Below are 12,521 nucleotides of genomic sequence, written 5' to 3'. Positions count from 1 at the left end.
CGGATGGAGTAAATCCCATCCGTTCAGTCTTCAGTAAGTTTTAATTCAATGAGATGGTTACAATGAGGGCATTTTTTCTCCAAAGTGAAAGTTTTCTTTTTGTTGATATTAATCAGGGACATTAACTGAACAATTAATCCTGGTAGCGATATGAATCCAAGTGCTAGTGCAATAAAGTTAATTGTAAATGTGTCTTCAAGCCATGCTCTATTACCCATTGTAGCAAAAATGAGATATGCCAGAACCAATCCAATTATCAGTATTGAAGCAATATATATCAATGCATAAAGGATTTTTAAAAAATGCCATGTTCTTTTGAACATCTATTCATCACCTCAAATCCATTGCGAAAATAATTAGATAGTTTCTGTTATTTCTCCCAGTCTGTAGCACGCCATTTAAGCGCATCGGTGTGTGGGGGATTTTCCAAATGATTCAGACTGTTGCGGGTGATGCTTAGAGCTGTAGCAGTGTATTTCGAGCTCATCTCTATAGCCGTTGTCTCTGGGTTAAATTCAAATAGTCCCGAGTCATAAGCCAAGTGGTGATTTCCACAAAGTACTAATCCGTTTCTAGGATCATCTGAACCATTGTTTTTTTTAGGAATAATGTGTGCCGCCTGCAGAAGCTCCGGTACATTGTTATCACACACGGCACAGTATGGACCATAGCGCTTAAACACGTGGAACTTGAATCTAGGTTGTCCGGGGCGGCTCTTAACATTGGTAACCTTTGATTCAGGCTCTGAATCTATAGCAATGAAAGGTTCCTCATCGATGTTTCTATCAACGTTAGTTTCAAATAAATCTTGTGGATTAAATAAGACCAAAAATGTTTTGGTTAGATCATCCCAGGAAACGATTTTACCAAGTTGTACTTTTCGTTTTGTTCCTATGTAAGAGATTACGAAGATTGGAACACCTAACTCTGCTGCATTTTTAGCAGACAGTATCTCATTAAAGTCGGTTACGCCTATACGAGATGTTTGAGGATAGTGATAGATAATTTCAGTCTCAGACAAGTCGTCATCGTAATGACTACCTGTATGAAGCAAAGAGACAGCTATCCCAGCTTCATTGGAGGTGTACTTTTTAGTTTCTTTCGCATCACGGTAGATGCCGGCTTGACCAGCGAAGAAATTCAACTGACGGAGGACTTGGGGATCAACACTATTGGGATTTGATACGCTAAGAAGCGCCTCCCACATGGAAGAGCGTCTAGCAATTTCTAAGTTTACGGGTTCGGTCATTCAGTTCACCTGCTTATAAGTAGTTCATATAGTATTGGACATTCCATCGTTCGATTCCTTCCGACAGAAAGTGAGTAATAAGGAGATTTTGGAAAAACGAAGATTATTTAAGGAAGAGAGGGTGTTAGTTATGGCAAATAAGCCTTTAACGAATCGCCAAAGCGAGACGCTAGAACTTATAAAGTCCTTCATCGATCATAAGGGCTATGCACCTTCAGTTACTGAGGTAGCGGATCTTCTGAAGATAAAGTCACGCTCTACGGCGCATTCATTAGTAAAGCAATTAGTAGACAAAGGTTACTTAGTGAAGACTGATTATGAAGTTCGGACGTTACGAGTGGTTGGGCAGAAGGAAAGCGACCCATTACAGTCACTAGAAGCCTTGCGTGAGCAAAATTGGAGGTTACTGCTGGAGAATGTGGAGTTACGGAAGAAGCTTAAGCAGCTTGAAAAATACTAAGACATACAAAGACCCCCCATATCCTTGGTCGGGAGGGGGTCCAATCTCTTACCTTCATTCGAATTATACCACGAGTGAGGGGATTATCATGGGGAAAAGCGACAAATTAGCAATCCAACTGGCTTTTGACATCCTCCCGATGGACGAAAAGGAAACCCGTCGTCGGGTCGAAGAATATTTGGAGACAGTCCGCGTATATCGACAAATCGGCTTTGTTCGACGCCAAGCTGCGCTCACGGCCAGCCCAGATCCACGGTATCATGGATCGACTAATGTAATCAGCCGGACTACGGAAAATATAGCAGTATGGAATACGGATAGGGAAGTCGAGCTGGAACGGCAATCGAAACTGCTGGATCTGGCAATGGGGCGGCTTAAGAAGGCTGAGCGGGAAATCATTCAGCGGCGTTACCTGGACCATGAGGATGAGTATGATTCCATTCTGTGCGGTGAGTTGGGTATGAGTGATCGAAAATATCGGCGGGTTAAATCGAGAGCTATTTATATATTGGCCTGTGCTTTGAGCCTAGAAGTATTAATAGATATAAATGATTTGGAATGTTATTAGAGCTGGCGAGGGCCAGTTCTTTTTTTATATGGAGGATTATGGATTTGATTAGAGAATTAACATAGCATTTAGGAAAATAGATTAGGGGGATTGTAAGTTGGATGAGAAAAAAGTTCTGAGTTATGATCTGTTCGGTAGAGCTGAGCCACGGACTGCCGATCGATTAGATTATATTGTTTTTTGTTACAACTCAGCAGGGGGAAATTTATTTGCTGAAAAGGTTGGTTTATCTGGAACAGTTATAGGGACTCATTTTCTTGGGGATCGTCAAAACTCTCTTGATTATATTAGGGATCTAGCTTTTTCACGAGCGGAATCCAGGCTCTTTCTCTATTATGAGAAAGAGAAAATGTATGAGGAATTCTTGAATTCTAGTAATATTGAAAAGGAAAGAATCGAAAAAGATAAAGGGGAAGTTGAACGAGCACTATTACAAATTTTGTATAACGTTAGAAAAGAAAATCCTCTTGGTTACCAGTCATACGTGCTGAATCTAGATGGATTAGCAAGTCTTCTAGAAATCGATAAGAACTATCTATTGTTTTGCATTTCCATTTTTCTTGAAAATAACTATATTGGAGTCAGGAACATCGAGAATGGAGAGATTTATATTAGACCTGATGGAATTCAAAGGATAGAGGGTTTGAGTAAAGAAGCTACAGCTGATTCTGGAGGGGAGGCAGCTCAAGAAATTTATGATGTATTTATTAGTCATGCCAGTGAAGACAAATTAGAAGTGGTAGAACCTCTCGCTTCAGAATTAATCAAACTTGGATTATCTGTGTGGTATGATAAATGGTCTTTACAACTTGGAGATAGTTTGAGAAAAAAGATAGATGAGGGTCTAAAGCATTCAAAGTACGGGATTGTTGTATTGAGTCCTGCATTTTTTGCTAAACAATGGACTGTAACAGAACTAAACGGTTTAATTCAAAAGGAAATAGTATTTAAGAGAGAGAAAGTAATTCTTCCTGTTTGGCACAATGTTACACCGAGAGAGGTGGCTGAGTTTTCACTTATCCTTTCAGATAAATTAGGAACTAATACGAATAGAGGAATATTAACAGTTGCTAAAGAAATTGCCCAAGTTGTCAAAGGGGATTTTCAGAATGCAACGTTAGATCAAGAGGATGAGTCGTATCTTTTCATTAGAGCGGCATATAATTATCATGCAAATCAAAGTACAGCGGATGTTCACACAAATAGTCTAACAATTACAGTGAAACTCTTATCTCCTCCTGTGTTAAATCAATTTAGATTAGTGATTCTTTGGCCAAAAAGGATACGTATCAACTATCAAAATGGCTTAACACTAAGAAGATTTGTCCAACTGGATGGGAATGAGTATATTGAATACTCTTTAGACGTAAAGGATTCAATTTATCCTGGTGAAGAGTTAGAACTTGTAGGTTGTGAACTACCTGTAGATATAAACTATATGATTGACAGAGAATCATGGGAGTTAATTGAAGAAGAAAATTTAAAATTGTATTTCCGAGTTATGTTTGAAAGAGCAATGCCCATAGAGAAGGAAGTATTGTTTAAAGATCTTAACTGTTACTAGACATAAATTATTATTGACCGATTTTTGGCCGATATTTGACCGCACAATGGCCGTTCATTAGGCTTTGGACATGATATATTGGTGATGTGGAAATCAGGCGAGAGTGACACGCACGGCTGCAATAATGCAGCATTAACCGGGGCGTACCTCCTCTCGCTTTTTCTTTGAGGAAAAAATATTACCTTGTTTTTTAGTAGTGATAGTCCTTCTTATCGATTAGTTTGTAGAATTATGGTTATTATTAGGTAAAAAGGAGGAATTTGAGGAATTATTGTTGAAGATATCCCTCATAATAAAAGGGGGATGGAAATGTCACAAAAATCAAAAAGCTTCAATGCTTACCAAATTGATATGCACTATCTGGACAATAGAGCTAGACATGAAGTAGATGCAATTAAATGGGAACCTGGTATAATAGCAGAGCTCTTTAATTCAATATTTGCTTTGACGAATGAAGATAGGACTATTCGGTTTAGAGATTCATGGCTTATGTATCTTGATCATATGGAAGAGGATCAAGATTATATTTTTGGCCGTTTTTTATCAGCTGAGTATGGAACTGTAGGCGAATTATTACATGCAGATAATCTAACCCTTCGTCCGAACCCTAAATTAATTAGGGAGGGGGAAACGGAATCGACCTATTTTATAATAAAGAAGGTTGATGGCTTACTATTACTCCAGAGTAACATTCGCTTAAATCGTCCAAGGTTTGAAGAATATGTAGAGCAGTTAGGTCAAGGAGTCATCGCCGCGAATACACTAACGTATATTCAAGTATGCACTCTTGTTGAAAATAATTTTTTTGAAGGAATTCGAGAGCTAAACACAATTCATAAGGTTGAAATTGAAGTATCGCGTTCAGATGTAGTTGCCGATGAAAATGAAGCTGTCAGAGCTCTTCAAAATGACGTAGAGGAAATTAGCGCAACAGATGTTAAGTTGGAATTTGAAGCGAAATATCAGCGTGCTGGAATGCAAGGTGTCCTACCTTTGGTACGAAAGTATAAGGATCAACAAGGGGTTACGAAAATAGTCGTTCGTGGTAAACTGGCTGGGGCTGAAAAAGTTATAAAATTAGATGACTCTCAGGAAAAATACAAGCGCAGGGTCGAAGTTGATCGAAACAATCAGCCCATGTTAACATCGGCAGAATTAGTTTTACGTGATATAGCAGGACAAAGAAGACGCCTAAGGGGCTGATCTATTATGATAAGTGGTTTGAAAAAGTTCATCAAGGCGAATAGCTTCCCATGGACAACGCTAGCGAAGTATTTGCGTAATTCCAGTAAGTCAGAGCTTATTGTGGACATTTTCCTACCCTTCATTATATCAATTCTAATGATACTACTAACTAACAGATATGTTGATGACTTTAAAGGATTGATAACAGTTTTCCAACAGCTTAGTGGTCAGGTTATAGCAGCGATTTCGATTCTCGCTGGATTCAATATTGCAAGCATTACTATAATTGCTACCGCTGGTGGTGTGTCCGATAGGCTTAGGAACAGACGGAGTTCACCCACAGGGCCTTCGGTTTACGAAATACTAATTATATTTTTCACTTGGGCAGTTATAGTACAGCTAATGGTTGTTCTTACTAGTATCGTATTATTTTACGTAGGTTCTTTTGTTTCTGATGATCTTAAAATGCCTGTACCTTTATGGGGGTGGATTTGCGGTGTTCTATGGATGTCAGTAACCCTACACTCCATTTTTATTTCAATTAGAAATATGAAAACTTTATACCTGTACGTTACGTATACCCCCCCAACTCCTTAACCTAAGTGCTAAAGCAGTTTGTTAAAAAAGCGAGCTAGGTGGAGAGTGGTCAGGCAATTGTAGCATGGATTACTCCTTATTAAGTTTAGGGATTTTGACATTATTTATAACAACTCAGTAAAATGGTCTTGTCCTCCATTGTTACAAAGTCCGTAAAGACCTTAAGCAAAGAGCGCAGCGCATTTGCTGCGGATGCTTAGCGGACGCCGTTCTTTTCTTTTGCATTGCAGGAATTAAATTCCTACTGTCGAAATTCAGTGGCAGGAGGTGTTATATGATTGATTTTGGAGATTCGGCGGGTAAAACATTTAACGCGATGGCCTTGGCGATAGCGGAAGGATTGGGCTTGTATATGGTTCTTCCCATGCTGGCAGCTGCGATACTGTTACGGATTCTGCGAGTAAAAGGTGAAGCACACAAGTTTTTAGTTGGAATAGTTGGTTTGGTAGGGCTGTATCTCTTCTTCCGATATGGAGTAGATGATTTTGGAGCGAAAATACAGCAAGTTAGCACACAATAATACATATTCCGAAGTCGCTCATTAATTGGGTGGCTTTTTTTTATTGGAGGAATTGTTTTGAAGAAGAAGAAAAAACAGCAACGGTGCTTAAAAGATCCGCCTAAGCAGCCGTCTAAGTGTAAGGGCTGCATATGGGGCCGTTGGGAAGGAAATGCACAGTTTTGTTCCAGGATTAAATGCCAGAAGGAAAAAACTTCCTAGACGTCGAAATATGGTGTCGAGGGAGGTGATCAAGTTGTCAGAAAAAAAAGAAGTCAGTATTGTATTTGAAAAAGATCAGTTTTTAAAAATCGCTGTTGATGATCCGCAAGCTCTTCTTGATGATATTTATTCTAAAGATACCGGTTGGGTAAGGATTGAAGACATTATCCTTAACCGATCTCATATCAAGTATGCCGGAATAGTAAAAGCTGTGCCCAAAGTTAAGGTGAGACAGAAACCTAGCGGTATGTAATAAAGAAGGGGTGATTATTATGGCAAAGGGAAATGACGAAATTGCTTCTGAAATACTACAAGAGATTATCAAAGCTAAAGCTTCAATTATTGCAACAGCAAGTCAAATTGATACAAAAAAACAAATGATCGAAGAACACCTCGGCAATGATGCCGTAACAGAAACATTTAAGAAAATATATTTAGCAGTAGTAAAGCCGATTGATTAGCAATTAGCACCCATTACGGGTGCTTTTTCATGCCTAAAAATGACCTTCTGTAAGCCGTTCTAAGGCGTTAAATGCATGAACATGCGTTTGTGTGGTGAAGCGTAAGAAAGAGCAGGGCAGGCAGGCTCTCTTCGTCTCCCTTCGAGTTTGCGTATACCCTGAAATAGAAGAACCAACTCAACTCAAAAGGAGGCACATCCTCCAGAATCTGCTTTCGCAACAAAGGGGAATATTGCCACGTGTCGAAATATGATGCTGGGAGGTGATATTGATGAGCGATGAAGTAAATAAAATAAGAACATGGTTTAGAGCAGGAGATAAAGACCTGAATTTCCCGGCATGGACTTTTACAGTAGAAGAAGTACAAGCAATGAAAATTGCTGGTCTCGTAACAGTGCACGGTGAGAGATACGAGATTAAAGACATGGTGTTCGATACAGCTGGCGAGGCTATGATCTTTGATTTAGTAAGAGCTTAAGTTAATTTAGCACCCGTTATAGGGTGCTTTTCTTTTGGAAAGGGGCATCACCATGGACATCAGAATCATACCAATTGACCAGCTCAATGCGGCTGTTTATAACCCCCGCTTAGACCTTCAGCCCGGAGATCCGGATTATGAGAAGCTTCGCCGCAGCCTGGATGAATTCGGATATGTTGACCCGATCGTATGGAATGAGCAGACCGGCAACATGGTCGGTGGCCATCAGCGTTACAAGGTGTTGGTCAATGAGCAGGGCTGCACGGAGCTGGCAGTTTCGGTAGTCAACTTGAACCAGGAGCAGGAACGACTCCTGAATCTGGCACTAAACAAGGTATCTGGTCGCTGGGATGATGAAGCGCTGGCGCAGCTGCTGAATGAGCTGCAGGAAGGCGGGGCGGATCTGGCGCTGTCTGGTTTTGATTCAGAGGAGATTGGGGAGTTGATAGCTGAGTTTGCTGTTATTCCTGATACCGAGATCGATCAACCGGTTTTAGAAGATGACTTCGACGTCCAGGGAGCACTTGATCAGATCAAAGAGGCTGAAACGCGTCGCGGGGATATTTGGCGGCTTGGGCGGCATATTCTTATGTGTGGTGACTCTACGGATGCTGAAGATGTTGCCAGGCTGATGGACGGGGTGAAGGCATCACTGGTTGTGACGGACCCGCCGTACAATGTAGCGGTGCAGAGCGATTCGGCTCGCCTTGTTGAAGCAGGTACCAGCTCAATAATGAACGACGATATGCCTGCAGAGGAGTTTGCGGGCTTTTTGCGTGCTGTCTTTGAACAATATGCAGTGGCTATGGAACCTACTGCAGCAATCTATGTCTTCCATCCATCGTCTTATCAACGGGAGTTTGAAGATGCTATGAATGCAGCAGGGATTACGGTTCGGTGCCAGTGCGTTTGGGTCAAGAACGTAGCCACCTTTGGCTGGGCACAGTACCGCTGGAAACATGAACCGGTGTTCTATGCCTATAAGAAAGGCAAAGTCCCGGCTTGGTACGGCGATCGCAGACAGACAACGGTATGGCGGGCAGGATTGCCGACGGAAGACCCACTTCCGGAGACAGTTTGGGAGGTTTCGAAGGGGGATGTGACTAAATATGTGCATCCTACGCAGAAGCCGTTGGAGCTCCTGGCCATTCCGATCCGGAACAGCAGCCGGCGTGGGGATACGGTCGCTGATTTCTTTGGCGGTAGTGGCTCTACAATAATGACCTGTGATCAGCTTGATCGCTCCAGCAGGACTATGGAGCTTGATCCAGTATTTTGTGATGTGATCAAATTGCGGTACCAGGCGGCGACCGGCATAGAGCCTGTTTTGGTTAAGCGAACCGATGCTGCAGTATAATGGACGTCATGTTAAATGAGTTAAGGATACTCTTTTTAAGCTGACGGGCAGTTTAATGGAACCCTCCATGTTTCGAAACGTAATTATTTTATGATGTGATTAACTCTGAGTATATTCAATAAGTGAGGTGTAACTTTGTCATCAATTTTACTAATGATTTTTTCAATTAATTTTGCTCTCCTACTTTTGCACGAAATGGATGCAATAAGAGCCAAAGAATGGAGAATGTTTATAATCCTAAAAGATATGGAAGATAAACGTGCATTCAAAGTATTTACAATTTTGCATCTACCGCTATATACTTTTTTACTGTTTTCATTTATAAGTCAACATCTTTTATCTTTCGTAATAATAGATCTATTCTTAATTTTTCACTCGATCGCTCATTTTTTCTTTGAGAAGCATCCAAATAATAATTTTAAGAACTTATACTCAAGATTAATTATATATCCAATGGGCTTATTGGGTTTGTTACATCTTGTTGGGTTAATGTATTTTTAAAGGAGACGTAATCCGTTTCTCACTTCGGTAAATAACCAGTCTTTCGAGTTGGATTTTTAGCAATAGGTGTTGGTTAAAATAATTGCATATTACACTAACGGGAAACGATAGTTCAGTATCAGCCACCTATTGATTAGGTGGTTTTCTTATGCCTATAAATCCCTATCCAAGAAAACCGCGCAAAATTAAAAAGAGGACGCGCTAACGTCCTCTCCATCACCCAGGGTATCCCCCGGCTGAGACAGCGGCGCGCCACGCGTGGCATTCACAGTCATCCGCTGTCTCGCATTCCATCATAACGGAAAGTCGAGGGGTACGTAAATGGGAACACAAGATGAAATTTTAATGCAGCATGAGCTTGAAATCATGGCTGGTATCCTGGAGAGTAAGGCGCAGTATCGCAAGATTGTCAAGGCCGGCATAGCCAAGTGGGTCAAGGACTTCCAGGACGGCCGGATTGAGATTAAGACAGTTGATGACCTGAAGAAGCTGATTGAGATCGATATCGAATTGCAGAAGGATGAATTTTAGTCTGATTTTAATTTGTCAGTTTTTTTATTATCGGTAGCCTCATTAGTAGAATCGACGGTTGGTACTTCTTTATGAATTTCCTCCGCAATTAACAAGTGCTTATTTATAAATATATTTGATCTTGCTGTAGCAAAATTATTTATGAAAGAATACAAATTGACGAAAATTATCAACATTAAGAGTAATGAGACTAAATTAAAAGCTAGGTCTCCAAAACTAAATAAAGTTTCAAAATCTTCTTTGAATAAGGCAATGCTTATTGTCACTATTACTGCTGTTAAGGGGATAATTGATGAGATCATTTTAAAAAGATCCTCAAATCCTTGATCCTTACCTTTTGATTCTTTCAAAAACTTTAACTCTAGAATAATCCGCTTCATATTAATATCTGGGTCGCTGTTTATGTGAGTATATGCTTTAATAAGTTTTGTTACCTCATCATAACAGTTTAGACTTTGAGTGCAGATTGCCCTTTCTATTAGATTCTCAACTTGTTTTCTTAGCTTGACATATTTACTTCTTTCCACCCAAATCAATAAAATAGTTAAAAATAATAAAAATGCAGTAGCGATCAGGTTTAATATAGACATCAGTATCATCCTCCTTTTTCTTATATCGGAAAATATTGAGAGAGGTTTTAACTTAGGAGGTGGTGAAATGTAGCATGGCCAGAGAACGCAGTCCCGAGCGGGACAAGGCAAGGCAGATATGGCTGGAGAGCAGCGGGACGATGAAGCTTAAGGACATCGCAGCTGCTCTTTTTGTTGGTGAAAATAAGGTCCGTAAATGGAAGTCAGTTGACCGCTGGGAAGAGGAGCTCAATGGGAACGTTCCACCTGAATCCAAAGGGAGCGTTCCAATTGAAATGAAAGAGAACGTTCCACATCGCGGCGCTCCCAAAGGGAACAAAAATGCAGTCGGTAATCGAGGCGGTGCTCCCCCAGGCAATCAGAATGCAAAGGGAAACAGCGGTGGTGGCGGTGGGCCGCCTGGCAACAAGAAGGCAGTCACCACAGGCGAGCATGAAACCATTTGGTTGGATGCGTTAACCGAAACCGAGCAGCAGCTCATCGATCAGGTAGATACTGACCCGATCATCCAGGCGAATGAATCCCTTTACCTTCTAACGATCCGTGAGCGCCGCATGATGCACCGGATCAAATCCCTGATGGATGGGTTATCCGAGACCGAGCGCAGTGTGCTCTACGAGATGAAGGCCATCAAGGAAGTCGCGGAGATCCATGATGAGAAGACCGGCATTACGAAGAAGATACCGCACAGTCGAAATGAAATGATGGAATCGAAGATTGAAGAGAAAGGCTTTCGAAAGTTAGATGATATCGTGAAGCTGGAAGAAGCTCTGACTCGCATCCAAGATAAGAAGATCCGTGCTATCGAGCTCAAGAACCGCCTAACTGATGACGAGAAGCGTATTCGCATCGAGACTATGGAGTATGAGTTGCATATGCTTCGTGGCGGTGGCAAAGATGATTTTGAAGACGATGGCTTTATGGATGCATTGAAGGGTCGAGCGGCGGAGGTGTGGAACGATGGGGAAACTTAAACTCAAGCCGCCAGCGTTCAAATGGGCTCCATTCTCTAACAAGCAGCTTAAAGTGCTGACATGGTGGACACCTGAAAGCCCACACCACGATAAAGATGCAATCATCTGTGATGGTTCCGTCCGGGCAGGCAAGACGGTCTGTATGTCATTCTCCTATATAGCCTGGGGGATGGACACCTTCCGAGGAGAACAGTTCGGCATGTCAGGGAAGACCATTGGTGCGCTACGGCGTAATGTGGTCGGGCCTCTAAAGCGCATGCTGGCCAGCCGTGGGTATCATGTTCATGACAATCGATCTGAAAATGTTTTGACTGTGACCCGGGGCTTAATAAGCAACCGGTTCTTTTTATTTGGTGGACGAGACGAAAGCTCACAGGATTTAATCGCCGGGATCACACTGGCTGGTATGTTCTTCGACGAGGTTGCCTTGATGCCGAAGTCCTTCGTCGACCAAGCGACTGCTCGTTGTTCCGTAGATGGCGCCAAGCTCTGGTTCAACTGCAACCCCGCAGGACCGTATCACTGGTTCAAAAAAGAATGGCTGGACCAGTTGCAGAAGAAGCACGCACTGCACCTACACTTTACAATGGAGGATAACCTGTCTCTCTCCGAGCGGGTGCGTGAGCGGTACCGTCGAATGTACAGCGGGATCTTCTATCAGCGTTACATCTTAGGGCTTTGGGTCATGGCTGAAGGGGTAATCTTCTCCAAGTTCAATGATGCGATTCACAAAAAGCCGCGGGACTGGTTTCCGGCCAAGTTTGATCGAAAGTTTATTTGTATTGACTACGGGGCCAACAACCCCACGGCATTTCTGAAATACGGAGTTCGAGGGAACGTCTATTATGAGCTGGATGAGTATTATCACAATATCCGCCATAAGGGTGAGAAAACGAATGGTGAGTATGCGGATGACCTGGAAGCTTTTCTTGATGGCGATGAGTATTCGATCTTCATCGACCCATCAGCAAAGGCTTTTATTATTGAACTGAAGAAGCGGGGGATCAACAATATCCGTGCTGCGGTGAATACTGTACTAGATGGTATTCAGACGGTATCTAACCGATTTCAGAATAATGAACTTTATATCTGTGCTGATAACACCAATTCCCTTCAGGAGTTGGTGTCTTACGTATGGGATGAAAAAGCCGCCGAGCGCGGTGAGGATAAGCCCATTAAACAAAATGATCATACCTGTGACGCGCGCAGGTACGGTATCCATACGGATTATCTGTTGCAGCGTGTGAAGCAGCGTAAAAAAGAGAGAGGAGCGATCTGATAATGA

At 41.9% G+C, this 12,521-nt stretch carries 16 protein-coding genes; 13 read left to right on the top strand and 3 right to left on the bottom strand.

The window, feature by feature from the left end; translation table 11 throughout:
- Positions 1–23 precede the first annotated feature (23 nt).
- Positions 24–323 (bottom strand): hypothetical protein, encoded by a 300-nt coding sequence (locus ACN6KS_RS22750; RefSeq protein WP_440960570.1) that lies wholly within the window; start codon positions 321–323, stop codon positions 24–26.
- A 47-nt stretch (positions 324–370) separates the two neighbouring features.
- Positions 371–1,249, bottom strand: a complete 879-nt coding sequence (locus ACN6KS_RS22745; RefSeq protein ID WP_440960569.1) for an HNH endonuclease — start codon at positions 1,247–1,249, stop codon at positions 371–373.
- A gap of 130 nt (positions 1,250–1,379) precedes the next feature.
- Here ACN6KS_RS22745 and ACN6KS_RS22740 point away from each other — a divergent pair, with 130 nt between their 5' ends.
- The 11 genes from ACN6KS_RS22740 to ACN6KS_RS22690 all read left to right on the top strand — a co-directional run bounded on the left by ACN6KS_RS22740 (position 1,380) and on the right by ACN6KS_RS22690 (position 9,672).
- Positions 1,380–1,709: a helix-turn-helix domain-containing protein gene (locus tag ACN6KS_RS22740; RefSeq protein WP_440960568.1), complete on the top strand. Its 330-nt coding sequence runs from the start codon at positions 1,380–1,382 to the stop codon at positions 1,707–1,709.
- Between the two features lie 88 nt (positions 1,710–1,797).
- Complete coding sequence (locus ACN6KS_RS22735; RefSeq protein WP_440960567.1) at positions 1,798–2,277, top strand: ArpU family phage packaging/lysis transcriptional regulator; 480 nt, start codon at positions 1,798–1,800, stop codon at positions 2,275–2,277.
- Between the two features lie 97 nt (positions 2,278–2,374).
- Positions 2,375–3,841: a toll/interleukin-1 receptor domain-containing protein gene (locus tag ACN6KS_RS22730; protein ID WP_440960566.1), complete on the top strand. Its 1,467-nt coding sequence runs from the start codon at positions 2,375–2,377 to the stop codon at positions 3,839–3,841.
- Positions 3,842–4,150: 309 nt separating this feature from the next.
- Entirely contained in the window at positions 4,151–5,044 is an 894-nt protein-coding gene (locus ACN6KS_RS22725) for a hypothetical protein (RefSeq protein ID WP_440960565.1), read from the top strand.
- A gap of 853 nt (positions 5,045–5,897) precedes the next feature.
- Positions 5,898–6,143 (top strand): hypothetical protein, encoded by a 246-nt coding sequence (locus ACN6KS_RS22720; RefSeq protein ID WP_440960564.1) that lies wholly within the window; start codon positions 5,898–5,900, stop codon positions 6,141–6,143.
- A 235-nt stretch (positions 6,144–6,378) separates the two neighbouring features.
- A complete protein-coding gene (locus tag ACN6KS_RS22715) occupies positions 6,379–6,597 on the top strand; it encodes a hypothetical protein (RefSeq protein WP_440960563.1) in 219 nt (72 codons plus the stop codon).
- A gap of 19 nt (positions 6,598–6,616) precedes the next feature.
- A complete protein-coding gene (locus ACN6KS_RS22710; RefSeq protein WP_440960562.1) occupies positions 6,617–6,805 on the top strand; it encodes a hypothetical protein in 189 nt (62 codons plus the stop codon).
- A 271-nt stretch (positions 6,806–7,076) separates the two neighbouring features.
- Positions 7,077–7,283, top strand: coding sequence for a hypothetical protein (locus ACN6KS_RS22705; RefSeq protein WP_440960561.1), 207 nt, complete (start codon positions 7,077–7,079; stop codon positions 7,281–7,283).
- A 52-nt stretch (positions 7,284–7,335) separates the two neighbouring features.
- Complete coding sequence (locus ACN6KS_RS22700; protein WP_440960560.1) at positions 7,336–8,640, top strand: site-specific DNA-methyltransferase; 1,305 nt, start codon at positions 7,336–7,338, stop codon at positions 8,638–8,640.
- A gap of 153 nt (positions 8,641–8,793) precedes the next feature.
- Positions 8,794–9,141: a DUF6713 family protein gene (locus ACN6KS_RS22695; RefSeq protein ID WP_074087491.1), complete on the top strand. Its 348-nt coding sequence runs from the start codon at positions 8,794–8,796 to the stop codon at positions 9,139–9,141.
- A gap of 321 nt (positions 9,142–9,462) precedes the next feature.
- A complete protein-coding gene (locus tag ACN6KS_RS22690) occupies positions 9,463–9,672 on the top strand; it encodes a hypothetical protein (protein ID WP_440960559.1) in 210 nt (69 codons plus the stop codon).
- On the opposite strand, the gene ACN6KS_RS22685 is transcribed toward ACN6KS_RS22690, so the two are convergent.
- Positions 9,669–10,262, bottom strand: a complete 594-nt coding sequence (locus ACN6KS_RS22685; RefSeq protein WP_440960558.1) for a hypothetical protein — start codon at positions 10,260–10,262, stop codon at positions 9,669–9,671. The two genes, ACN6KS_RS22690 and ACN6KS_RS22685, sit on opposite strands and share 4 nt — an antisense overlap.
- Before the next feature lie 74 nt (positions 10,263–10,336).
- Between ACN6KS_RS22685 and terS the strand changes: the two genes are divergently transcribed.
- On the top strand, positions 10,337–11,236 hold the full coding sequence (gene terS / locus ACN6KS_RS22680) for a phage terminase small subunit (RefSeq protein ID WP_440960557.1): 900 nt from the start codon (positions 10,337–10,339) through the stop codon (positions 11,234–11,236).
- Complete coding sequence (locus tag ACN6KS_RS22675; protein ID WP_440960556.1) at positions 11,223–12,515, top strand: PBSX family phage terminase large subunit; 1,293 nt, start codon at positions 11,223–11,225, stop codon at positions 12,513–12,515. The genes terS and ACN6KS_RS22675 overlap by 14 nt, the downstream gene beginning before the upstream one ends.
- The last annotated feature ends 6 nt before the right edge of the window (positions 12,516–12,521 follow it).

The organism is Paenibacillus nitricinens (assembly GCF_052056485.1).
GTDB lineage: Bacteria > Bacillota > Bacilli > Paenibacillales > Paenibacillaceae > Paenibacillus_AQ > Paenibacillus_AQ nitricinens.
Note: the sequence above shows the minus strand (reverse complement) of the source record. Positions and strands in the feature narration are given on the sequence as shown.

Excerpts from the sequence above, each read along its gene's own strand:
- ACN6KS_RS22750 (WP_440960570.1), bottom strand. The coding sequence starts at position 323 with ATGTTCAAAAGAACATGGCATTTTTTAAAAATCCTTTATGCATTGATA.
- ACN6KS_RS22745 (WP_440960569.1), bottom strand. The coding sequence starts at position 1,249 with ATGACCGAACCCGTAAACTTAGAAATTGCTAGACGCTCTTCCATGTGG.
- ACN6KS_RS22740 (WP_440960568.1), top strand. The coding sequence starts at position 1,380 with ATGGCAAATAAGCCTTTAACGAATCGCCAAAGCGAGACGCTAGAACTT.
- ACN6KS_RS22735 (WP_440960567.1), top strand. The coding sequence starts at position 1,798 with ATGGGGAAAAGCGACAAATTAGCAATCCAACTGGCTTTTGACATCCTC.
- ACN6KS_RS22725 (WP_440960565.1), top strand. The coding sequence starts at position 4,151 with ATGTCACAAAAATCAAAAAGCTTCAATGCTTACCAAATTGATATGCAC.
- ACN6KS_RS22720 (WP_440960564.1), top strand. The coding sequence starts at position 5,898 with ATGATTGATTTTGGAGATTCGGCGGGTAAAACATTTAACGCGATGGCC.
- ACN6KS_RS22710 (WP_440960562.1), top strand. The coding sequence starts at position 6,617 with ATGGCAAAGGGAAATGACGAAATTGCTTCTGAAATACTACAAGAGATT.
- ACN6KS_RS22705 (WP_440960561.1), top strand. The coding sequence starts at position 7,077 with ATGAGCGATGAAGTAAATAAAATAAGAACATGGTTTAGAGCAGGAGAT.
- ACN6KS_RS22700 (WP_440960560.1), top strand. The coding sequence starts at position 7,336 with ATGGACATCAGAATCATACCAATTGACCAGCTCAATGCGGCTGTTTAT.
- ACN6KS_RS22695 (WP_074087491.1), top strand. The coding sequence starts at position 8,794 with ATGATTTTTTCAATTAATTTTGCTCTCCTACTTTTGCACGAAATGGAT.
- ACN6KS_RS22690 (WP_440960559.1), top strand. The coding sequence starts at position 9,463 with ATGGGAACACAAGATGAAATTTTAATGCAGCATGAGCTTGAAATCATG.
- ACN6KS_RS22685 (WP_440960558.1), bottom strand. The coding sequence starts at position 10,262 with ATGTCTATATTAAACCTGATCGCTACTGCATTTTTATTATTTTTAACT.
- terS (WP_440960557.1), top strand. The coding sequence starts at position 10,337 with ATGGCCAGAGAACGCAGTCCCGAGCGGGACAAGGCAAGGCAGATATGG.
- ACN6KS_RS22675 (WP_440960556.1), top strand. The coding sequence starts at position 11,223 with ATGGGGAAACTTAAACTCAAGCCGCCAGCGTTCAAATGGGCTCCATTC.